General features: G+C 69.6%; 19 protein-coding genes. 6 read left to right on the top strand and 13 right to left on the bottom strand.

Annotated features, from left to right (window positions below; all coding sequences use genetic code 11):
- Window positions 1-198: 198 nt before the first annotated feature.
- The 5 genes from OVA26_RS03690 to OVA26_RS03670 all read right to left on the bottom strand — a co-directional run bounded on the left by OVA26_RS03690 (window position 199) and on the right by OVA26_RS03670 (window position 6,947).
- Complete coding sequence (locus tag OVA26_RS03690; protein WP_268103043.1) at window positions 199-1,806, bottom strand: HNH endonuclease signature motif containing protein; 1,608 nt, start codon at window positions 1,804-1,806, stop codon at window positions 199-201.
- A 318-nt stretch (window positions 1,807-2,124) separates the two neighbouring features.
- Window positions 2,125-3,579: a GH1 family beta-glucosidase gene (locus OVA26_RS03685; protein ID WP_268103041.1), complete on the bottom strand. Its 1,455-nt coding sequence runs from the start codon at window positions 3,577-3,579 to the stop codon at window positions 2,125-2,127.
- Between the two features lie 29 nt (window positions 3,580-3,608).
- On the bottom strand, window positions 3,609-4,514 hold the full coding sequence (locus OVA26_RS03680) for a carbohydrate ABC transporter permease (RefSeq protein WP_268103039.1): 906 nt from the start codon (window positions 4,512-4,514) through the stop codon (window positions 3,609-3,611).
- Window positions 4,511-5,596 carry a carbohydrate ABC transporter permease gene (locus tag OVA26_RS03675; RefSeq protein WP_268103037.1) on the bottom strand — a complete coding sequence of 362 codons (1,086 nt, stop codon included), beginning with the start codon at window positions 5,594-5,596 and terminating at the stop codon, window positions 4,511-4,513. Before OVA26_RS03675 ends, OVA26_RS03680 begins: the two co-directional genes overlap by 4 nt.
- Window positions 5,597-5,672: 76 nt before the next feature.
- Window positions 5,673-6,947, bottom strand: a complete 1,275-nt coding sequence (locus OVA26_RS03670; RefSeq protein ID WP_268103035.1) for an ABC transporter substrate-binding protein — start codon at window positions 6,945-6,947, stop codon at window positions 5,673-5,675.
- Window positions 6,948-7,190: 243 nt separating this feature from the next.
- On the opposite strand from OVA26_RS03670, the gene purS reads away from it, so the two are divergent.
- From purS to OVA26_RS03640, 6 genes are all read left to right on the top strand, one after another.
- A complete protein-coding gene (gene purS / locus OVA26_RS03665) occupies window positions 7,191-7,439 on the top strand; it encodes a phosphoribosylformylglycinamidine synthase subunit PurS (RefSeq protein WP_243497100.1) in 249 nt (82 codons plus the stop codon).
- On the top strand, window positions 7,436-8,143 hold the full coding sequence (purQ, locus tag OVA26_RS03660) for a phosphoribosylformylglycinamidine synthase subunit PurQ (protein ID WP_268103034.1): 708 nt from the start codon (window positions 7,436-7,438) through the stop codon (window positions 8,141-8,143). The genes purS and purQ overlap by 4 nt, the downstream gene beginning before the upstream one ends.
- Before the next feature lie 122 nt (window positions 8,144-8,265).
- Window positions 8,266-8,970: a GntR family transcriptional regulator gene (locus OVA26_RS03655; protein ID WP_056225667.1), complete on the top strand. Its 705-nt coding sequence runs from the start codon at window positions 8,266-8,268 to the stop codon at window positions 8,968-8,970.
- A 101-nt stretch (window positions 8,971-9,071) separates the two neighbouring features.
- Entirely contained in the window at window positions 9,072-9,566 is a 495-nt protein-coding gene (locus OVA26_RS03650; protein WP_268103033.1) for an ureidoglycolate lyase, read from the top strand.
- A complete protein-coding gene (locus tag OVA26_RS03645; protein WP_268103032.1) occupies window positions 9,563-11,041 on the top strand; it encodes an FAD-dependent oxidoreductase in 1,479 nt (492 codons plus the stop codon). The genes OVA26_RS03650 and OVA26_RS03645 overlap by 4 nt, the downstream gene beginning before the upstream one ends.
- Window positions 11,038-11,967, top strand: a complete 930-nt coding sequence (locus OVA26_RS03640; protein WP_268103031.1) for a 2-hydroxyacid dehydrogenase — start codon at window positions 11,038-11,040, stop codon at window positions 11,965-11,967. Before OVA26_RS03645 ends, OVA26_RS03640 begins: the two co-directional genes overlap by 4 nt.
- A gap of 37 nt (window positions 11,968-12,004) precedes the next feature.
- Here OVA26_RS03640 and OVA26_RS03635 read toward each other — a convergent pair whose 3' ends face one another.
- From OVA26_RS03635 to OVA26_RS03600, 8 genes are all read right to left on the bottom strand, one after another.
- On the bottom strand, window positions 12,005-12,790 hold the full coding sequence (locus tag OVA26_RS03635; protein ID WP_268103030.1) for a lytic transglycosylase domain-containing protein: 786 nt from the start codon (window positions 12,788-12,790) through the stop codon (window positions 12,005-12,007).
- A 100-nt stretch (window positions 12,791-12,890) separates the two neighbouring features.
- A complete protein-coding gene (locus OVA26_RS03630; RefSeq protein WP_056225652.1) occupies window positions 12,891-14,102 on the bottom strand; it encodes an ROK family protein in 1,212 nt (403 codons plus the stop codon).
- A 116-nt stretch (window positions 14,103-14,218) separates the two neighbouring features.
- Complete coding sequence (mmsB, locus tag OVA26_RS03625) at window positions 14,219-15,439, bottom strand: multiple monosaccharide ABC transporter permease (protein WP_056225649.1); 1,221 nt, start codon at window positions 15,437-15,439, stop codon at window positions 14,219-14,221.
- A gap of 5 nt (window positions 15,440-15,444) precedes the next feature.
- On the bottom strand, window positions 15,445-16,974 hold the full coding sequence (mmsA, locus tag OVA26_RS03620; protein ID WP_268103029.1) for a multiple monosaccharide ABC transporter ATP-binding protein: 1,530 nt from the start codon (window positions 16,972-16,974) through the stop codon (window positions 15,445-15,447).
- Between the two features lie 132 nt (window positions 16,975-17,106).
- Window positions 17,107-18,228 carry a multiple monosaccharide ABC transporter substrate-binding protein gene (gene chvE / locus OVA26_RS03615; protein ID WP_268103028.1) on the bottom strand — a complete coding sequence of 374 codons (1,122 nt, stop codon included), beginning with the start codon at window positions 18,226-18,228 and terminating at the stop codon, window positions 17,107-17,109.
- A 262-nt stretch (window positions 18,229-18,490) separates the two neighbouring features.
- Window positions 18,491-20,020: a tripartite tricarboxylate transporter permease gene (locus OVA26_RS03610; RefSeq protein ID WP_268103027.1), complete on the bottom strand. Its 1,530-nt coding sequence runs from the start codon at window positions 20,018-20,020 to the stop codon at window positions 18,491-18,493.
- A gap of 1 nt (window position 20,021) precedes the next feature.
- Window positions 20,022-20,585: a tripartite tricarboxylate transporter TctB family protein gene (locus OVA26_RS03605; RefSeq protein WP_268103026.1), complete on the bottom strand. Its 564-nt coding sequence runs from the start codon at window positions 20,583-20,585 to the stop codon at window positions 20,022-20,024.
- The gene (locus tag OVA26_RS03600) at window positions 20,585-21,646 is read right to left on the bottom strand and encodes a tripartite tricarboxylate transporter substrate binding protein (protein WP_268103025.1); all 1,062 of its coding nucleotides are present in this window, start codon (window positions 21,644-21,646) and stop codon (window positions 20,585-20,587) included. Before OVA26_RS03600 ends, OVA26_RS03605 begins: the two co-directional genes overlap by 1 nt.
- Window positions 21,647-21,734: the final 88 nt, after the last annotated feature.

The following is a 21,734-nucleotide window of genomic DNA, read 5'->3' as shown; positions in this document are numbered from 1 at the left end:
GCTGCTGCGAGCGTACTGCGGGCGCTGCGGGCGCACGAGTTCATCGTCGCCCGACCAGGTGCATCGGCGGGTGAATCCCAGGAGCCCACTGCGTCTTTCGATGGGGGCCAAGAGCGGCCGCGCACCCGTTCCCGCCCGGTGGCGGGGAGGGGAGAGGACGAGTCGGTCCCTCACGCGCGGAGCGGGGAGGGCTGCGCTTCAGAAGGGTGGTGGGTCGGTGTTATAGCTGCCGCCGAGAGGAGATATCCAGGCGGTGTCGCCGTCCGGGTGATCGTCGATGTCCCAGCGACTCTCATGTCGGAGGCGGTGGTGATGGCGACACTTGGGGTCGAGATTGTCGTCGTCGGTGGTGCCGCCGTCGGCCCAGGCGGTGAGGTGATCGATGTCGCAGTCGCGTGCGGCGCGGTTGCAGCCGGGGAAGACGCAGGTGGGTGAGGTGATGCCCAGCCACCGCCGCAGGGCGACGGGCACCCGATACGTTCTGCGGTCGAGCACGAGCGGCGCGCCGGTCACGGGGTGGGTGAGCAGCCGGATCCACGAGGTCGCGGTGCCGGCCAGGCGCCGGGCGGTGTCGAGGTCGATCGGTCCGTAGCCCTCGAGGGCGGCGGGTTCGGCGTCGTGGCCGAGGAGGGTGAGGTCCGGGATCGTGACGACGACGGTCGCCGGTGGGGCGGTGCGGAAAGTACGTGGGGTGTCGGGGGTGGACGTGGTCGGCGCGGCGGGCGGGGCGCCTGCGGGCTGGGCCGTCGTCGCCTCTACCGGGACGTCGGTCATCGTCACGAGGTCGGCGAACGCGTCGGCGCGGAGCTGGCCGAGGGTGCGTTCTTCGTCGGGCGCGGCGCGCAGGTGCCGGGCGGCTTTGTCGAGACGCGACATGACGGCCCGAGCCCGGTCAGCGGGGAGCAGCGCGTGGAGGGAGGCCATGCCATCCAGCTCCGCTCTCATCCACACCCCCCGATCCACCGCGGCGCGGCGATGGCGGGCCTCGATCGATTCAGCGTGCACACGTTCGCGGATCGCGCGCGCCGCGACAGCGAGCTTCGCCGGGGTCAGCACCAGCGCCGGCGGGCACGCCTCGTCGTCGAAACGCTCGAACGCGTCGGCGTCACCGGCGGGAAGCGTCGACGCCAACCGGGCCGCGTCGACCGCGTGCTTCTCGGAGAGACGCCCCTCACCGAACGCGGCCCACAGCTTCGGGCACCCCACCGCCAAGGTCTGCGCGTGCGCCGCGCGCGTGCGGACCGTCTGCTCCGACAGGTGAAGCCGCACCGCGATCTCGGCGACCGCGGCGCGTTCGGCGAGATCGACTCGATCCCGCCGCACCGCACTCGGAGTGCGACCCCGGGGGTCATGCCAGGCGCGATCGACCGTGGGGTCGGGCCCGACCCACGGTGTCGGGTCGAACGCGGCGTCCTCGAGGATCGCCAGGATCAGGCGGTACTCCTCAGCGGTGGCACGTTGCCGCTCGGCGACCACGTTCTCCAGGTGACCCACCCGCGCATCGACCTCCGACGCCGCCAGAAACGCGCTGTCGAGCGGTAGTGCGAGAAAGTCCTCCTCCCACCCGTCGACGTCACCGGCACCGTCACGCGGTACAGACTCGCGCGACTCCCCCGTCACAGGAGCGAACGGTCCTTCGCCGGGCGCCGAGGTCTCGGCATCCGTCCCCCATTCGACATCACCGCTCTCACGGAAAGCCGCCCACTCCGCCTCGAACTCGAGCTCGTCATCGCTCGGCCACGGCGCCCCGTCGTACTCTCGCAACACCGGCGTCGGCCGGCGCGCGGAGGGTGCGTTGCGGGTCATGGCAGAACGCTATCGTCGACCTCCGACATCGGATCGGGGGCGATATCGAGGGCAAGCCGTTCGCCAAGGCTCACGCATGATCGAGCCGTCGTCCACGGCTCGGCGACCTCGGCGAGGCCCATCGGACCCCATCACCTGTCCCACCGTTGCGCACGCTCTGAGCCACTCCGCTCACGCTCCTCCGTCCCGGTGGACTCGGCGGGGCGCGCACAGCAGAAGCCGCATGCCCGGTGAGGGGCATGCGGCTTCCGACGCCGCGTGAGGCGTCGCGCAGGGGCAGCTCCGTGACCGGCCCGCGCACTCGAGAAGCGGTGAATGTCAGCCGACGGTCGCCGACTCCAGTGCGCGGTCCGCGATCACCCGCGCGTACGCGAGCCCCGAGTCCTTGATCGTCCGCTCCTGCGTGGCGTAGTCGACGTAGACGATGCCGAAGCGCTTCTCGTAGCCCCAGGCCCACTCGAAGTTGTCCATGAGCGACCAGTAGAAGTAGCCGCGCACGTCGACGCCCTCGTCCACGGCATCCAGAACCGCTCCGAGGTGCGCTTCGACGAACTCCACGCGCTCGACGTCGTGCACGCGGGCCTCGCCGCCGTCGGTGACCAGCTCGTCGTCGTACGACGCGCCGTTCTCGGTGACGTACAGCGCCACGCCCGCGTCGGCCGAGTAGTCCTCGCTCACCCGCTCGAGAAGGCGGGTCAGCCCCTCGGGCTGCACCTCCCAGTGCATGTTGGTGCGGGCGAGGCCGCGGTCGTGCCAGTACAGGTTCTCGTGGGCCGGGAAGGGCTTGCCGACCGGGCGCGGGGTGGGCGCATCCCCCGCGGGCGGGTCGACCTCGGGCGCCGTGCCGCCGACGAACTCGCCGTGGTAGTAGTTCACGCCGAGCGAGTCGATGGGAGTCGAGATGACGTCGAGGTCGCCGGGCTGCACGGCCTCCTGCCAGCGCGCCACCGCCTCGGCATCCGTCTTGCGGAAGTCCTTGATGATGTCGGCCGGGTACTCCCCGCGGAACACCGGGTCGAGGAACCACCGGTTGAACTGCCCGTCGATGCGACGCGCGGCGTCGAGGTCGGCGGGATTCGCCGGGTCGACGGGATCCGCGACCGTGAGGTTCAGGGTGAGTCCGAGGTTGAGCGACGAGTCGCGCGCGCGCAGCTCGCGCACGGTCTGGCCGTGGCCGAGCAGCAGGTGGTGAGCGGCGAGCATGCCCTCGGCCTGCGAGTAGTGGCCCGGGGCGTGGATCCCCGCGGTGTAGCTGAGGAACGACGAGCACCACGGCTCGTTCAGGGTGGTCCACACGTCGACGCGGTCGCCGAGGGCGTCGTGCATGTCGAGCGCGTACTCCGTGAAGCGGTCGCTCGTCTCGCGCACGGTCCACCCGCCCTTGTCCTGCAGCGCCTGCGGAAGGTCCCAGTGATACAGGGTGAGCCAGGGCAGGATGCCGGCATCCAGCAGCTCGTCGACGAGGCGCTTGTAGAAGTCGACGCCCTTCGCGTTGAGCTCTCCCCCGTCGGGGCGCACGCGCGACCACGAGGTCGAGAAGCGGTACGTCTGCAGGCCGAGCTTCTTCATCAGCTGCACGTCACCGGCGTAGCGGTGATAGTGATCGCACGCGACATCACCGTTGTCGGCGTTGATCACCGCATCGGGCACGCGGCTGAACGCGTCCCAGATCGAGGCCGTGCGGCCGTCTTCGAAGGCCGCCCCCTCGATCTGGTAGGCCGCGGTGGCGGCGCCGAAGAGGAAGCCTTCGGGGAACGAACGGGAGTGGGACATGGATCGGGTTCCTTCCGTGGGCGCGAGGGTCATCCCTTGACCGCCCCTTGCATGATGCCACTGACCAGCTGCTTGCCCGCGAAGACGAACAGCACCAGCAGCGGGATCGTCGACAACAGCACGCCCGCGAGGACCTTCGAGTAGTCGACGAAGTAGTTGGACTGCAGGAGCGACAGGGCCACCGGCAGCGTCGGATTCTGGCGATCGAGCACGATGAACGGCCAGAAGAAGTTGTTCCACGCGCTCACGAAGGTGAACAGTCCGAGCATCGCGGCGGCCGGGCGCGCGGCGGGCACGCCCACCGTGAGGAACGTGCGGAACGAGGTCGCCCCGTCGACGCGCGCGGCCTCGATGAGCTCGTCGGGGACGGCCTGGCGCAGGTACTGCGTCATCCAGAACACCCCGAACGCGCTCGTGAGCGCCGGAACGATGATGGCCCCGAGCTGACCGGTCCACCCGAGCTCGCTGAAGAGGATGTACAGCGGCACCACGCCCAGCTGCATGGGCACCGCCATCGTGCCGACCACGAACAGCAGCAGCCACGGGCCGCCGCGGAAGGTCAGCTTCGCGAAGGCCCACCCGGCCAGCGTCGAGAAGAAGACGACGGATGCCGCGATGATCCCGGAACTGATCACCGAGTTCATCAGCGCGGGCCAGAAGTTGACCGCCGGGTCGCCCATGACGGCCGCGGCGTTGGCGAGGAAGTTCCCACCCGGGATCCACGACATGTTCGGGTCGCGGACGGTGGAGGCGTCGCCCGAGCCGATCAGCAGCGACCAGTAGAACGGGAACACGCTGGCTAGCAGCACGGCGCCGAGGGCGGCGTAGACGAACCAGCCGGGGCGCGATCCGCGCACGGCACGCGGACGGCGGCGCCCACGGGCGGGCAGGTCGCGATCGATCACGGGCACGGGGGCCGGGGTCACGGCGGTCATCGACGCGCCTCCTTCGTGGGGGTGGACAGGCGGGCGGCGTCCGCCTCGAGACGTTGCTTTGCGGCGCGCGCCTGTGCGCGTCGCTCTCGACGGGACCGCTGGTCGCGGCCGCCTTCGTCGCGGACGAGCGAGCGGGTCACGAGCATGTTGATCGCGCCGATGACGAGGATGATCAGGAAGAGGATCCACGCGAGCGCAGCCGCCCGGCCGAAGTTCCACTCGCCCCATCCGATGTTGTAGAGCCAGAGCGTCACGGTCAGCCATTGGTTGTCGGCGCCGCCCGTGCCGTACTGGTCGTACATGCGGGGCTCGTCGAAGATCTGCAGTCCGCCGATGGTGGAGGTGATGATGACGAAGATGAGCGTCGGCTTGAGGCTGGGCAGGGTGATCGAGAAGAACTGACGAACCTTGCCGGCACCGTCGACGGTGGCCGCCTCGTAGAACTCCCGAGGAATGGCCTGCATCGCCGCGAGGAGGATCAGGGTGTTGTACCCGGTCCAGCGGAAGTTCACCATCGTCGCGATCGCGACGTGACTCGCGAGCGCGTCGGAGTGCCAGGGCACCGCGGGAAGACCGAGGTTCTGCAGGGTGGTGTTCACGACGCCGTACTGGTCGCCGAACATGTTGCTGAAGATGAGGGCGACGGCGACAGGTGCCATCACGTAGGGGATGAGCACGCTCATGCGCCAGAACGTCTTGGCGCGGATGTTCTGGTCGAGCATCGCCGCGATGAAGATCGCGAGGATCAGCTGCGGAACGCTCGAGAGCAGGAAGATGCTGAAGGTGTTGCGCAGAGCGACCCAGAACTTGGGCTGCGAGAGCACCCACGCGTACTGGTCGAAGCCGATGAAGTGGCCGGAATTGCGGACCAGGTCCCAGTCCATGAACGAGATCACGGCCGTGTACGCGATGGGGAAGAGGCCCGTGATCGCGAACAAAATGAAGAACGGCGAGATGTAGAGGTACGGCGAGAACTTCAGGTCCCACGCGCTGCGGCGCTGGCCGAAGCCGATGCGTCGCGGCTGCCGCGCGCCGGCGGGCGCCGGCGCCGACCGGGTGGGCCGTTCGAGTGTGCTTGTCACGGTGGTGTCTCCTCCTCGAGACGAGGGGCGGATGCCGGGGGCCGGTGCTGCGACCCCCGGTATCCGCCCGCGTCGGTCACTTCAGGGCGTCGACCTCGGTCACCCACTGCTGCCACGAGGTGGCGGCATCCTGGGTTCCGTCTTCCACTCGTGTGAGCGCCTTCTGCATGGCGTCGTTGATCTGGAAGTAGAACGTGCCCTTGTACGGCGACACCTTCACGGCCTCGGCGCGATCGGTGAGGATCTGACCGACCGGGGCGTTGTTGAAGTAGGCGTTGGTGTTGCTCAGGAGCGTGTCGTTCTTGAGCGCGTCGGTCTGGCTGGGGAAGGTCCCCGCGTTCTCGAACGCCTTGATCTGGGTGTCGGGGCTGGTCAGCCAGTCCGCGAGCTCCTGCGCCGCGGCGACGTTCTTGCCGTTCGAGGGGACGGTCAGATACGAGCCGCCCCAGTTGCCGCCGCCGCCGGGGAAGGCGTTGGCGATGTCCCAGCCCTTGACCTCGGGCGCGTTGCCCTCGATGACTCCGAGCATCCAGCCCGGGCAGAGCATGGTCGCGAAGGCGCCGTTGGACAGCCCCGCCATCCAGTCGTCGGACCACTGGCCGAGGTGCGCCGACTGCGTGGCGCTGGCCTTGAGAACCTGGTCGTAGATCTTCTTGACCTCGGGGTTCTTGGTGGCGGTGATCTCGCCGGTGTCGGGGTTCTCGTAGGCGTCCTCGACCTGGTTGATGGCCCCCTGGTAGGTGCCTCCGGCCGAGTCGAAGAACGGCTTGCCGGTCGCGGCGACGTACTTGTCGCCCGCGGCGAAGTACGTCGACCAGTCGCCCTGGAGCATCTTGGCGACCTCTTCGCGGTCGGTGGGCAGGCCCGCGGCGGCGAACAGGTCGGAGCGGTAGCAGACGCCCTCGGGGCCGATGTCAGTGCCGTAGCCGATGAGGTTGCCTTCGGAGCTCGTCGCGGCCTTGACCTTGTAGTCGAGCCAGCGGCTCTTCAGGTCGTCGGGGACGGGGGCGAGCAGGTCGGCGTACTCCATGACCTCGGGGAGCCAGTCGACCTCGATGGCCTCGATGTCGGCGAGGCCGGTCTTCCCGAGCTTCTGGAAGTAGTTGGCACGGGCATCGTTGCTCGTCGCGGCCTTGTTGTGCACGATCTTCACGTTCGGGTGCGCGTCCATGTACTCCTTGAGGAGTGCGTCGGTGTACCCGAAGTCGTTGAAGGTGGCGACGGTGAGCGTCACCGGTCCGTCACCGCCCGAGGCGGAGCCCCCGCCGCCGGAGCAGCCGGCGAGCACGAGGGCGGAGGTGGAGGCGACGGCGGCGACGAGGGCCACACGACGCAGGGCGCGGTTTTTCACAGATCACTCCTTTGTGGTGGGTGCTGACCGGCGCTGCGGAGAACTCCCCCGACATGGCGTGGGAGCGCTCTCACCGATCGGGGTAGACGTTATGGGATCGCTCCCACAAGGTCAAGGAAAAGCATCCGGATCGTTACCTCACGTCACCCGGGGCATCGCCAGAGCCCCGACAGACAGGGCGGAGACGGAGGCGGGCCTCCCGTAGACTGGCCTTCACCACGCCACCCGACTCCTGGAGCTGCAATGCCCACCATCGTCGTCGACGTCATGCCCAAGGCCGAGCTCCTCGACCCCCAGGGAAAGGCCGTGGCCGGCGCCCTCTCGCGCCTGGGTGAGCACCGCTTCTCCGACGTGCGCATCGGCAAGCGCTTCGAGCTCACCGTCGAGGGCGAGGTCGACGAGGCGACTCTCGCCCGCGTCCGCGAGCTCGCGGACGAGATGCTCTCGAACGCCGTCATCGAGGACGTCGTCAACATCGAGGTGGTCGAGTGACCGCTCGCATCGGGGTCATCACCTTCCCCGGTTCCCTCGACGACCGCGACGCCCAGCGCGCCATCCGCCTCGCCGGCGGCGAGCCCGTCGCCCTCTGGCACGGCGAGCACGATCTGAAGGGCGTCGACGCTCTGGTCCTGCCCGGCGGCTTCAGCTACGGGGATTACCTGCGCGCCGGCGCCATCGCGGCCTTCGCGCCGATCATGGCCGAGGTCAAGGACGCCGCGGACAAGGGCATGCCGGTCCTCGGCATCTGCAACGGCTTCCAGATGCTCGTCGAGGCGCACCTGCTGCCCGGCGGCCTCATCCGCAACGCCCACCAGCAGTTCATCCGTCGCGACCAGCGCCTGCGCGTCGAGAACGCCTCGACCGCGTGGACGAGCGACTTCGCCGAGGGTGACGAGATCGTCATCCCGCTGAAGAACGCCGACGGCGGATACATCGCGGATGCCGAGACCCTGGCGCGCGTGAACGGCGAGGGGCTCGTGACCTTCCGGTACGTCGGCGTGAACCCGAACGGTTCGCTCGACGACATCGCGGGGCTGACCAACGAGCGGGGCAACGTCGTGGGCCTCATGCCGCACCCCGAGCACGCCGTCGAGCCCGGCTTCGGCCCGGGAACAACCGCGGCCATGCGTTCGGGTATCGACGGCCTGGGCTTCTTCACCTCGGCGATCGCCGCCGTGGTGGGCGCCGCGGCCTGACGTCACCCGCGACCTCGCCCCCGCACGGGGGCCGGGGATCGTCGCCGGAGGACGGCGCCCCCTCGGACTCCCGCGACGCGCGGGCAGTGATGGACACGGGGTCGATCAGGGAGGATGAGTCCGTGCGCGTACCCGATCCCGACCCGATCATCGAGGGCATCCTGGCCCTCTGGAGCAGCGAGGGGGCGCCCCTCCCCTCCGAACCGCGTCTCGCCGAGATGCTCGGGGCGAGCCGCAACTCGGTGCGCGAGGCGCTGATCCGACTCGAGGAGCGGGGTTACGTCCACCGCACCCAGGGGGCGCGGACCACGTCGAACCGTCGACTCGCGGGCGTCGGCCGCCGCATCGACCAGCAGTTCGATCATTCGCTCTCGATCCGCTCCGCGGGGTACGAGGCGTCTCTCGACCTCGTCTCGTCCGAGCGCCTCGACCTCGCCCCGGGTGCGCACCGCTTCGACGATCTCCCCGACGGCACCCGCGTACTGCGGACGGTGAAGATGTGGCGCGCGGACGGCGCCCCCTACGCCCTGGCGGAAGATCTCGTCCCCGTGGCACGTGACGCCGCGCTCGACCCTCATCGCCCGGTCTTCGATCTCGCCGAGGCGGCGAACGGCGTCCGCGTGGCCTGGGAGACGCTGTGGATGGAGGCGGTCGGATTGGACGCCGAGAGGGCGGGGATCCTGTCGAGCGCACCCGGTACGCCCGTGATCGAGATGACCTACTGCGGGTACGGCGCCGACGACGCGATCGGGTACTGGTCGCGCGAGGTGCAGCTGGCCGCCCCGACGGGCCTGCGCAACGCGCTGATCCGTCGGGTGCGATCGTGAGCGTTTCCCCCGCGTAACAGCGTGGTGAACATGTCGGACAAGTGACATCACCGCTTGTTGGACAAGCGTACGGTCGAGGGAGCCGACGAAAGCGAGCTCCCGTGTCCGACACCCTCACCGTCCACCGCCTCACCGCCGAAACCGTCACCCCCGCGACCTTCGACCCCTTCGGGGTCATCCTGACCCCCATGGAGGACGGCACCCCGTTCACGGCCGAAGAGGCCGTACTCGACGTGTCGAACGGCATCCCCCGCTTCTACCTCATGCACCTCGACGACAAGGCCCCCGAGTTCGTGCGCGTGACGCGCCACCTCGAGACCACCCAGACCCTCATGGCGGTCGGCGACGTCGAGTGGACCATCGCCGTGGCCGCCCCGGGCATCGACGCCCCCGCTCTCGACGACCTGCGCGCGTTCCGCATCCCGCCGCGCACCGCCATCACGATGCGCAAGGGCACGTGGCACGCCGGTCCCTTCTTCGCCGAGCCGAGCATGGACTTCGTCAACCTCGAGCTCGACGACACCAACGTCACCGACCACCACAACCACCGCTTCGACGACACCCTCGGCGTCCGCGTCGTGGTCGACGGGGAATGACCGTGCTGACCCCGCTCCCCGACGCGGCGGCCCGACTCGCCGCGCTCGAACGGGAGGCCGCGCACCAGAGCGCCCTCAGCGCCGGCGACGGACGCTCGTGGGTCGGCCAGCGAGACGGCATCCGTCCCGTGGTCATCGTCGGGGCAGGTCAAGCCGGACTCGTCCTGGCGCGCGGACTGCGTCGGCGCGGGATCGACGACGTCGTGGTGATCGACGCCGCGCCCGCCGATGCGACCGGCCCCTGGAGCACCTACGCGCGCATGCACACGCTGCGCACACCCAAGGACATCGCCTGGCCGACCTGGGGAACGCCCGCGGTGAGCCCGCGCGCCTGGTTCGAGGCCGTCTACGGAACCGACGCGTGGGACGCGATCGAGTACTTCCCCACCGTCGCCTGGCAGGGCTTCCTGCGGTGGTACCGCGAGGTGTCCGCCCTCACGGTCGTCCCCTCCACGCGCGTGCGGTCGCTCACCCCGACCGGAGGGGACGGGCCGATCGAGGTGCACCTCGAGGGCCCGGACGGCGAATGGATGCTGCCCGCTCGGCACGTCGTCCTCGCCACCGGGATCGAGGGAGCCGGGGGGCGGCATGTCCCCGCCCTTCTGCAGGGGCTCCCCGCCGGCCGCGTGCACCACACGCACGACGACATCGACTTCTCCTCCCTCGCGGGTCTGCGCATCGGCGTGCTGGGCGCGGGGACGGGGGCGTTCGACAACGCCGCCACCGCGCTCGAGCACGGCGCCGCGAGCGTCGAGGTGCACATGCGGCGCCCCGCCATGCCCCAGGTCAGCCCCTACCGCTGGATGGAGTTCGCCGGTCTCATCGAGAACTACGGCGCCTTCAGCGACACGCAGAAGTGGGCCTTCAACGTGCACCTGTCGGCGGTCGACCAGCCCGCCACGCAGAACGCCCTCTGGCGCGCCCACGCGTTCGACGCCTTCCGCTTCTTCACGTCGTCGCCGTGGCAGCACGTGCAGTGGACGGGCAGCGACATCGCGGTGACCACGCCGCACGGCATCCATCACTACGACGCCGTCCTGTCGGCGACCGGGATCGTGGCCGACCTGGAGCGGAGGCCGGAGCTGTCGGCCATCGCCGCGGATGCCACGCTGTGGAGCGACCGCCTCACTCCGGAGGCCGCGGCGCAGAACCCCGGGCTCGCCGCGTTCCCCTACCTCGACGACGACTTCGGTCTCGTCAGCCGGAGCGCTCCCGACGCCTCGGCGCTGTCGCGGATCCACATGTTCAACCACGGCGCGCGCCTCAGCCAGGGGATGCTGAGCCACCAGATCCCCGGGCTCGTCGGCGGAGCGACCAAGCTGGCCGCCGCCCTCTCTCGGCGACTGTTCGAGCACGGTTCCGACGAACTGATGCGGGAGTACCTCGCCTACGACGTGCCCGTCGGTGTGCACATCGGGCGCCGCCCGCAACCTCCGCAGCCCGCCGAGGCGACCGGAGTAGCGTCTCTCCGGTGACCACCCCGACCCCCCTCATCGTGTCCGTGCCCACCGACGAACTCCGTGACGACCTCGGCGATCTGCCCGAGGGCGTCGAGGTGGTCGTCTGGGATATGACGGGACCGGCCCCGCGCGACAGGTTCGACATGATCGTCCCGCCGTACATGTCGATGAACGACGTCATCGGGCGCCTCTCCGAGATCGAGGTCGGCCTCGTGCAGGGCCAGTCGATCGGCTACGACAACGTCGAGGGGCGCCTGCCCGAGGGGATCGTCTTCTCCAACGCCTCGAGCGTCCACGAGACCGCCACCTCGGAGCTCGCCGTGGCCCTGGCCCTCGCGGCGCAGCGGCACCTGCCGGACTTCGTCCGCGCGCAGGATCGCGGCGAGTGGACGGGCGGCATGACCCCCGGGCTCGCCGACGCCCGCGTGACCCTTCTCGGTTTCGGCGGCGTCGGCCGCGCGATCGCCGCCCGCCTCGCGCCGTTCGAGGTGACGCTGCGCGCCGTCGCCTCGCACGGACGACTGCAGGACGACGTGGAGGTGTTCCCCCTCGGCAAGCTCGAGGAGGTGCTCGCCGACACCGACATCCTGATCGCGTCCCTTCCCGGCGGCGACGCGACCCGCCACCTCATTGACGACCGCGCGCTCTCGGCGCTCCCCGACGGCGCGCTCGTCGTGAACGTCGGCCGGGGTCCGCTCATCGACACCGACGCCCTCGTCGATCACGTGCGCCGTGGCCGCATCCGCGCGGCCCTCGACGTCACCGACCCCGAGCCCCTCCCCGCGGACCACCCGCTGTGGGCTCTCGACGGGGTGCTCATCGCTCCGCACGTGGGAGGGGCGACGGATGCCATGCGCCCGCGCATCGCCCGACTCGTGCGGCGGCAGATCGAGCGCGTGCACCGCGGCGAGGAGCCGCTGAACGTGGTGCTGGGCGGCTGATCGCCCCCGCTTTCCGCCCGCGCGCCGCGACCCGACGTCAGCCGGCGAGGCGCGCGTAGGCGTTCGCGGTGGCGGCGACGTCGTCGACGTAGCTGTCGAGGTGGTTGTACGAGAAGACGGCCCGCCGCCACCCCGCGGGGCTCGTCATCTCGCCCGCGGCGCACAGGTACCGACCGGCCGCGAGGGCCGCGTCGTCGATCTGATTCGGATCGGCGATTCCGTCGCCGTTCGCGTCGGCACCCCATCGTTCCCAGGTCGCCGGGATGAACTGCAGCGGTCCGACGGCCCGGTCCCAGGTCGCGTCGCCGTCGAAACGGCCGCCGTCGGTGTCGGGGATCACCGCGCTCTGCGATCCGTCGAGCGCGATCCCGCGGATCGGGGGATCCGGGTAGCCCTCCGCATCCAGAGTCCCGCCGGAATGCGTGCCGTGGCCCGACTCGATCGCCCCGAGCCCGGCGAGGGTGTTCCAGCCCAGACCGCACGAGGGCTGCTCCCGCTGGACGGTGAGGGCCGCCGACGCGTACGCCCGCAGAGCCCGTTCCGGGATGCCGATGCGCCCCGCGACCGTGATGCTCCACTGCGCGTCGACCGCGACCGCGGTCGGCGTCCGTCGCTCGGTCTGCGCAGGAACCGCCGGAGCCGCGTCGGCCTCGCTCGACGAGAGGGACGCGGGAGCCGGCCACGGTGCCGCCACGCCGCCGCGCTCGGCGACGCGCGCCATCGCCTGCGCCTGAGTGAACAGGACGCCGACGGCCACCAGCGCCACGAGCAGGGCGAGCACCCACGGCCAGAACGGCCGGCGCGGAGCCTGATCGAGGTCCACGGACACCTCCCGACGCCCGTCGGGTCGAGCGCACCCCGCGACGGTAGACGCGCGCGGCGACGTCGCGGTGAACGGGCGGGATACGACGCGGGGCGCCGCGTCAGCCGCGGAAGCCGGCGGGGTTCGCCAGCAGGTCGGCGAACGCGAGCTCGGCCGGGCCCACGAGCATGAGGCGCGAGCGCAGATGCGCCCTCTCGAGGCGGATCGTGCGCCCCTCGGCACCGAGCGGGTGCACGCGCACCGCGTCGGCGAGGCGCTCGCGACTCACCGACAGCAGGGCTCCGAGATAGCCCGAGAGCACCACGGTCTCGGGCGCGAAGGCGTTGACGAAGTTCGTCAGGGCGAGCGAGAGCATCTCGACCTGGCGGGTCACCTCGGTCATGACCCGGGGGTTGCGGGCGACGCCGAGCTCGACGTCGAGTTCGTCCTCGTCGAGCTTGCGCCGCCCCAGGAGCGGTTCGATCAGGTCGAGGCTGACCTCGGCTTCGAGACACCCGCGCCGCCCGCACACGCACGGCCGGCCGCGGGGGTCGACGACGGTGTGGCCGAGCTCGCCGGCGTAGCCAGACGTCCCGCGCAGGAGCGTGCCGTCGATGATCAGTCCCCCGCCGATGCTGTGCATCGCACCGCCGAGGTACAGCAGATTGCCCACGCCGACACCCACGCCGAACCGCGACTCCGCGAGGGCGCCGATGCTGGCGTCGTTGCCCGCGGCCACCGGCATCCCGAGCTCATCGCTCAGGCGCGCGGCGACGGGATCGCGCTTCCAGCCGAGGGTCGGCGAGACGAGGACGGAGCCGTTGGCGTTGACGAGACCGGGGACCGCGAGGCCCGCCCCGACCACCCGGTAGTGCCGATCGATGTCGGCGCGCATCGCCTCGACCGACGAGGCGACGATCTGCACGAAACGCTTCGGCGACGGAGCGGTCGCGGTGTCGTGGCGGAGTCGCGCGTGGACCACCCCGCCGAGGCCCACGAGAGCCACCGTGACCGCGTGCGGTTCGGCGCGGACGCTGAGCGCGGCCACGTGGTCTTCGGGCTCGAGGTCGAGGGTGGGGCGACCCACCTTGCCCGTGCGCTCCCCGCTCGGCGCTTCGCGGACGAGGCCGAGCTCGGTCAGCTCCATCACGAGACCCGTGACGGTGGAGCGGTTCAGTCCCGTCGTCGCGCCCAATTGCGCGCGCGAGAGGGCACCCCGGGAGTGGAGGAGCGACAGGACGGACGAGAGGTTCTGCTGACGGATCAGATCGTTCGTCGTACGGCCAGCCGGCGGCGCGAGCGGGGTTGCAGGCTCGAACACGGCAGGGGTCATGAGAGGCGCACCTCCCCCATCATCGCATCACGACGCGGCGGGGCCGAAAGCGTGGATCGCGGGTGAAGAAGCGGAGCGGATGGGGAGCGGGCCCCGGGGCCGCGCTCCCCATCCGATCACGCACCGCCGTTGCGCCTCTTGTTGAAGATGTCGAACGCGACCGCCAGGAGCAGCACGATGCCCTTGATGGCCATCTGCCAGGCGGCATCGACGCTGAGGATCGACAGACCCATGTTCAGCACGCCCATGACCAGACCACCGACGACCGCGCCGACGACGGTTCCGATGCCACCCTGGACCGCCGCACCGCCGATGAACACCGCCGCGATGGCATCCAGCTCGTAGTTCTGGCCGGCCGAGGCCACCGCGCCACCGGCGCGGGCGGTGCTGACCACGGCGGCGAGACCGGCGAGAGCACCCATGTTGACGAAGATGAAGAAGTTGACCCACTTCGTCTTCACGCCGCTCATCACGGCCGCGAAGAGGTTGCCGCCCATGGCGTAGATGTGACGACCGAACGTCGTGCGATTCAGCACGAACGTGTAGGCCAGCACGAGCACCGCGAGGATGATCAGCACGATCGGCGTGCCGTTGTACGCGGCGATCGTGAACGCGGTGGCCATGATCGCGATGACCGCGACGAGGTTCTTGGCCCAGAACGACCAGGCGACCTCGCGCGGCAGCTCGAGGCGGCGCAGCGTCGCGCGGGTGCGCAGCTGCTGCACGACCAGCAGCACGCTGGCGATGGCACCGAGCGCGAGCGTCAGGGCGTCCCAGTTGCCGAGGTAGCCGAGGAACGGCGGCAGCCAGCCCGCGCCGATCGCGGTGAAGCCGTCGGGCAGACCGCTGATGGTGCCGCCGGTGAGCAGAACGAGCGTGAGACCGCGGAACAGCAGCATGCCCGCCAGCGTCACGATGAACGCGGGTATGCCGACGAAGGCGACCCAGAAGCCCTGCCAGGCACCGACCACGGCGCCGACGACGAGCGACAGCAGGACCGCCACGTACCAGGGCAGACCCCACTGGTTCATGGCGATCGCCGCGATCGCGCCCACCATCGCCACCACCGAACCGACCGACAGGTCGATGTGTCCGGCGATGATGACCATGACCATGCCGATCGCGAGGATCAGCACGTACGCGTTCTGCTGGATGAGGTTGTTGACGTTTCCGGGCATCAACAGGCGACCGCCGGTGAGCACCTGGAACAGCACGATGATGATGACCAGGGCGGCGAGGATGCCGAACTGCCGGAAGTTGATGCGCGACAGGATGCCGCGACGTCGCGGCCCCGGCTGGGTCGGCGCCTCGACCGTCTGGGTGGATGCGGTGGCCATTGCTGTCAGTTCCTTCCGGCGGTCATGTGCCGCATGAGGTTCTCCTGCGTGGCGTCGTCGCGGCTGACCTCGGCCGTGATGCGTCCCTCGGAGATCGTGTAGATACGGTCGGAGAGGCCGATGACCTCGGGCAGCTCCGACGAGATGACGATGACGGCCTTACCCTGGGCCGCGAGTTCGTTGATGATGCCGTAGATCTCGTACTTCGCCCCCACGTCGATGCCGCGGGTCGGCTCGTCGAGGATCAGCACGTCGGGTCCGGTGAACATCCACTTCGACAGGACGACCTTCTGCTGGTTGCCCCCGGACAGTCGCCCGGTGATCGCGGCGACGCTGGGCGCCTTGATGTTCATCTTGTAGCGGTACGAGTCGGCGACCTTGTACTCGCGGTAGCGGTCGACCACGCCCAGCCGCGCGAGACGGGCGAGGGCGGACGCCGAGACGTTGACCTGGATGTCGCCGATGAGGTTCAGACCGTATTTCTTGCGGTCCTCGGTGGCGTACGCGATGCCGTGCTTGATGGCGGCGTCGACGGTGCGGACGTCGATCTGCTGCCCGTTCTTGTAGACCTCGCCCGAGATGCCGGTGCCGTACATGCGGCCGAAGATGCTCATCGCGAGCTCGGTGCGACCGGCACCCATGAGACCGGCGAAGCCGACGATCTCGCCGGCGCGCACCATGAACGAGGCGTCGTCGATGACCACGCGCTCAGTGTCGACGGGGTGATGCACGGTCCAGTTCTCGACGCGGAAGAGTTCTTCGCCGATGTCGGGTTCGCGCGGCGGGAAGAGGCTGTTGAGATCGCGACCGACCATGGCGCGAATGATGCGCCCTTCGTCGGTGTCGGCGTCGGAGCGGTGCATCGTCTCGATCGTGCGACCGTCGCGGATGATCGTGATGCGGTCCGAGATGCGCAGCACCTCTTTGAGCTTGTGGCTGATGATGATGCAGGTGATGCCCTGGGTGCGCAGCTGGTCGATGAGGTCGAGCAGGTGGGCGGAGTCGTCGTCGTTCAGCGCGGCCGTGGGCTCGTCGAGGATGAGGAGCTTCACCTCTTTCGCGAGGGCCTTGGCGATCTCGACGAGCTGCTGCTTGCCGACGCCGAGCTCGAAGATCTTCGTCGCGGGGTTCTCGCGCAGCCCCACCCGCTTGAGCAGCTCGGCTGCCGCGGTGTTGGTGGCATTCCAGTCGATGACGCCGCGACGCGACTTCTCGTTGCCCAGGAAGATGTTCTCGGCGATCGAGAGGTACGGGCTCAGCGCCAACTCCTGGTGGATGATGACGATGCCGGCGGCCTCGCTGTCGTTGATCGAACGGAACGCCATCTGCTCGCCCTCGAGGGTGATGCTCCCCTCGAAGCTCCCGGCGGGATAGACGCCGCTGAGGACCTTCATCAAGGTCGACTTGCCGGCGCCGTTCTCGCCGCAGATCGCGTGGACCTCGCCGCGGTAGACGTCGATCGACACGTCAGCCAGAGCGGGAACCCCGTTGAACGACTTCGAGATCCCCGACATGCGCAGGATCGGTTCGGTCATGTGTGCTTGTCCCTCCGCCGCCCGTGGGGCGGCATTGTGGCTCCGCCGCCCGCCGGGCGGCATTTCGGCTCGGCCGCCCGGGGCGGCACGTGGAGCGGCGGGGCGGGCGAACCCGCCCCGCCGCAGGGTGGATCAGAGTCCGACGTCGGACGCCTTCAGGAAGCCCGAGTCGATGAGCTTCGACTGCACGTCGCCCTTGGTGACCACCTCGGGGGTCAGCAGGTACGAGGGGACGACCTTCTTGCCGTTGTCGTAGGTCTTCGTGTCGTTGACCTCGACGTCCTTGCCGTCCTTGATCTCCTGGATCATCGTGAAGACGCGGTCACCGAGGGCACGGGTGTCCTTCCAGACCGTCATCGCCTGGGCGCCGTCGAGGATCGCCTTGACGTTGGCCTTGTCGGCGTCCTGACCCGTGATGATCGGGTAGTCGGCGCCGGGGGTGTAGCCGGCCGACTTCAGCGACGCCTCGATACCGATGGCGAGGCTGTCGTTGGGCGAGAGCACCACGTTGACCTTCTTACCGTCGCCGTAGAACGACGAGAGGCGGTTGTCCATCTCGGACTGTGCCTTGTCGGACGCCCAGCCCTGGATGCCGATCGACGCCCATGCGTCGTCGTTGGCGGGCGACTTGCCGCTGGGGACGACCAGCTTGCCGCTGTCGACGTAGGGCTTGAGCACGTCCCAGGCACCGGCGAAGAAGAACTTCGCGTTGTTGTCGTCGGGGCTGCCGGCGAAGGGCTCGAGGTTGAAGGGACCCTTGCCGTCCTTCAGGCCGAGCTGCGACTCGATGTACTGACCCTGCAGGGTGCCGACCTTGTAGTTGTCGAACGTGGCGTAGTAGTCGACGTTCTCGCTGCCGTTGATGAGGCGGTCGTAGGCGATGACCTTGGCGTTCTGCGCCTTGGCCTCCTGCAGCACCGGGCCGAGGGTCGAACCGTCGATCGCGGCGATGACGAGGATCTTCGCGCCACCCGAGATCTGGTTCTGGATCTGGCTGATCTGCTGGTCGGTCTTGTTGTCGGCGTACTGCAGGTCGACGGTGCACCCGGCATCCTGGAGCTTCTTCTGCAGCTGCTCGCCGTCGTTGATCCAGCGCTCGAGGCTGCGGGTGGGCATCGCGATGCCGACGTTGCACTCGGTCGAGCCACCGCCCGCGGCGTCTCCACCGCCGTCTGCCGGACGCGTGGAGCTGCACGCCCCGAGACCGACGGCGAGTGCGGCGATGGCCGCACCGGTCAGGATTTTCTTCAGCATGTGATCTGCGTTCCTCTCTGAACAGCAGGGATCCTCGGATCCGTACCCGCGCCCTCCCCGGCGTCGGATCGGGTACGTCTTCGTTCCCGGCACTCTGGTCCGTCGAATTATGACGGCTCCGAAAAAATATCCATCCGAGAGGGTTTTGTCTATAGCCGCGTCAAAATTACGCACACCGTGACCGGAGCGTGATTTTCCACCCCCCGGGCGCACGAGAACGGGCGGGCCGCCGAAGCGCCCCGCCCGTCACCGACCCCGTCGATCAGACCCCGACGGTCTCTCTCTGCGTCGCCTTCGCCCGGCGACGCGCCACCACGCGATTGCGCCCGGCCGCGACCAGCACCACGAGCAGCACCGCGTAGATGGCGATGACGATCGGCCCCTGGAAGAGCGTCGTCAGGTCGCCGTTCGCGCTCATCGCGGCATCGCGCAGGCTGGTCTCGGCCAGCGGCCCGAGCACCATGCCGATGATGAGCGGTGCCAGCGGGTAGTCGTGCGCCCGCATCACGAAGCCGAGCAGACCGACCGCGAGCAGCAGCACGAGATCGAACGTCGCACCCGAGGTGGCGTAGATGCCGAGCCCGCAGAACACCGCGATCGCGGCGTACAGGTACGGGCGCGGGATGACCAGGAGCTTGGCCCACAGCATCGCGAACGGCAGGTTGAGGATCAGCAGCACGACCATCGCGATGAAGAAGCTCGCGATGAGGGCCCAGACCAGATCGGGTGCCCGCTCGAACAGCAGGGGTCCGGGCTGCAGACCGTACTGGCGGAAGGCGGCGAGCATGATGGCCGCCGTCGCCGACACCGGGAGGCCGAGCGCCAAAAGCGACCCCATCGCCATGCCCGTGGTCGCGTTGCCCGCGGCCTCGGGGGCGGCGAGGCCCCGGATGGCGCCGGTGCCGAAGCGCGGCTTCTTGCGCCGCCCGTCGAGGCGCTTCTCGATGCCGTAGGCGAGGAACGTGGGGATCTCGGAGCCGCCGGCGGGGATCACGCCGAACGGCAGACCGATCGCCGTTCCGCGGAGCCACGCCGGGGTGGCCTCGGCGAACTCGCGGCGGGTCAGCCACGGTCGGCCGGTCGGACGGATCATCTGCTTGTTGCTGATGTGCCGCTCCAGGCACGCGACGTAGATGACCTCGCCGAGGGCCAGGATGCCGACGGTCACGGTGATCAACGAGATGCCATCGAACAGGTTGGGCGAGTCCATCGTGAAGCGCGGGGCGCCGGTGACGCCGTCGATGCCGATCACCGCGATGCCGAGCCCCAGCAGCAGGGACGCGAGGCCCTTGCCCGCGTCATCGGTCACGACCGACGAGGTCGCCGCGAACGCGAAGATCGCGAGCGCGAAGAACTCCGCCGGTCCGAAGCTGCTCGACAGCCCCGCGAGCACGGGCGCGAAGAACACCAGCAGGATGGCGGCGATGATGCCGCCGATGAAGGCGCCGATTGCCGCGGTGGCGAGCGCCTGCGCGGCGCGTCCGTTGAGCGCCATCTTGTGGCCCTCGAAGGTCGACGCGATTGCCGACGCCTGGCCGGGCGTGTTCAGCAGGATGCCGGTGATCGAGTCGCCGAACAGCCCGCCGAAGTACACACCCGAGAACATGATGAACGCGGCGGTCGGGTCGAGCGAGAAGGTCACCGGCAGAAGCAGTGCGACCGCCATCGAGGAGCCGAGGCCGGGCATGACGCCGACCGCGGTTCCGAGCACGCAGCCCACGAGCACCCAGATCAGGTTCTGGGGGGTCAGGGCGCCGGCGAATCCCTCGCCGAGGAGAACGAGAACGTCCATGTCAGAAGGCCCATCCGAGGATTCCGGAGGGCAGGGACAGACCCAACCCCATGTCGAAGGCGATGTAGCTGAGCGAGCTGATGGTCAGCCCGACCAGGAGGGCGAACAGCACCTTGCGCTGGCCGAACCCGCGGGCGATGCCCGTGAACAGCAGGGCAGCGGCGATGATCCAGCCCAGGATGCCGAGCAGGAACGCGAACGCGAGGAACGAGCCCGCGACCCAGGCGAACGAGCGCCAGTCGACGCCCACCGCGCGCTCGCCGGCCTCCTCCTCTTCGACCGAGGGGGTGACCAGCGCCGCGCGCACCGCCTGGATGCCGAGGATGATGGCGAACGTGTAGAGCCCTGCCGCGATGATGCCGGGGAAGAACTGCGGGCCCGGGAAGGCCGCGCTAGGCGGCACCTTCATCACGACGATGCCGTACAGCAGGTACGTCGCGAAGGCGGCGAGGATCGCGGGCATGATCAGCGCCTTCGCGATGCCGCGGGGGCCACTCCCCCGCTGGAACCGCAGGCGGTTGCCGACAGTCGCCGAGACGGAGGTGGGGTTGTTGTTCGACGGCATCACAGGCCCATCTCCTCGTACAGGCGCTCGATGCGCTCGCGCTCGTCGGCGAGGAACACGTCGAGCTCATCGCCGGTGATGACGCGCTCGGTCCAGTGGTAGCGGGCGCGGGCGTCGGCCCACTCGGGCGTCGCGATCGAGTCGAGGACGAGCTCGGTCAGCCCGTCGACCTGCTCGTCGTCGAGCCCGCTCGGGGCGGCCAGCATGCGCCAGTTGGTCAGGCCCACCCGGTAGCCCTGGTCGACCGCGGTGGGGATGTCGATGCCCTCGATCGGCTCGGCCGCGACGAGGGCGAGGGCGCGCAGGCGCCCCGACTCGATCTGGTCGATGTTATCGGGGTAGCCGCCCGCTGCCGCCCGGGCGGTGCCGTTGAGCAGGGCCTGGATGGCCTCGCCGCCACCGTCGGACGAGATGTAGGTCATGTCGACCGGCGCGATGCCCGCGGCGAGCGCGAGCTCGGCCACGACGAGCTGGTCGAACGAGCCGCCGCCGGTCCAGGGCAGGGCGCGCGGGTCCTGCTTCCAGGCCTGCACGAGGTCGTCGAGGCTCTGGTAGGGCGAGTCGGCCGGGACCACGATGACGTCGTACTCCTCGACCATGACGGCCAGCGGAGTGACGTCGTCGAGGGTCGCGGCCGAGTTGAACTGCACGGTCGCGGCGAGGAGCCCCGTGCCGCCGACCAGGAGGTTTCCGGCCTGCCCGTTGAGCACCGAGACATTGCCGAGGGCGATGGTGCCGCCGGCGCCGGGCATGTTGACCACCTGCACGTTGTTGACCAGGCCGTTGGCCTTCTGCGCCTGCTGCAGCTCGCGGGCGACGCCGTCCCAGCCGCCGCCGGCGGCGGCGGGCGCGATGATCGTCATCGACGCGTGGATGTCGTCGCCGGCGGATGCCGAGGTGATCGAGCCGTACGAAGCGACGGCGATCGCGGTTACGGCGACCGCTCCCCCCGCGAGGCGGCCGATCCAACGGCGCCGCGGCCGGTCGACCGGTGCGCTGTCGGTCCGGGCACTGCCGGCCGGCGGATAGTCGGGGACAGATGAAGGCGTAGGCTCCGTCATCACAGCTCCTCCTCGCGGACGTCGTCGTTCCGCGGAATGTGAAGACGCTCCCAGGAGGGGTGGCACGGCGCAGCCCCCGCGCGCTTTG

This window comes from Microbacterium sp. SL62 (assembly GCF_026672635.1).
GTDB lineage: Bacteria > Actinomycetota > Actinomycetes > Actinomycetales > Microbacteriaceae > Microbacterium > Microbacterium testaceum_A.
Note: the sequence above shows the minus strand (reverse complement) of the source record. Positions and strands in the feature narration are given on the sequence as shown.

Coding starts and splice junctions, on each gene's coding strand:
- purS (WP_243497100.1), top strand. CDS start 7,191: ATGCCCACCATCGTCGTCGACGTCATGCCCAAGGCCGAGCTCCTCGAC.
- OVA26_RS03600 (WP_268103025.1), bottom strand. CDS start 21,646: ATGACGGAGCCTACGCCTTCATCTGTCCCCGACTATCCGCCGGCCGGC.
- OVA26_RS03645 (WP_268103032.1), top strand. CDS start 9,563: ATGACCGTGCTGACCCCGCTCCCCGACGCGGCGGCCCGACTCGCCGCG.
- OVA26_RS03680 (WP_268103039.1), bottom strand. CDS start 4,514: ATGACCGCCGTGACCCCGGCCCCCGTGCCCGTGATCGATCGCGACCTG.
- mmsA (WP_268103029.1), bottom strand. CDS start 16,974: ATGACCGAACCGATCCTGCGCATGTCGGGGATCTCGAAGTCGTTCAAC.
- mmsB (WP_056225649.1), bottom strand. CDS start 15,439: ATGGCCACCGCATCCACCCAGACGGTCGAGGCGCCGACCCAGCCGGGG.
- OVA26_RS03685 (WP_268103041.1), bottom strand. CDS start 3,579: ATGTCCCACTCCCGTTCGTTCCCCGAAGGCTTCCTCTTCGGCGCCGCC.
- OVA26_RS03605 (WP_268103026.1), bottom strand. CDS start 20,585: ATGCCGTCGAACAACAACCCCACCTCCGTCTCGGCGACTGTCGGCAAC.
- OVA26_RS03610 (WP_268103027.1), bottom strand. CDS start 20,020: ATGGACGTTCTCGTTCTCCTCGGCGAGGGATTCGCCGGCGCCCTGACC.
- chvE (WP_268103028.1), bottom strand. CDS start 18,228: ATGCTGAAGAAAATCCTGACCGGTGCGGCCATCGCCGCACTCGCCGTC.
- OVA26_RS03690 (WP_268103043.1), bottom strand. CDS start 1,806: ATGACCCGCAACGCACCCTCCGCGCGCCGGCCGACGCCGGTGTTGCGA.
- OVA26_RS03630 (WP_056225652.1), bottom strand. CDS start 14,102: ATGACCCCTGCCGTGTTCGAGCCTGCAACCCCGCTCGCGCCGCCGGCT.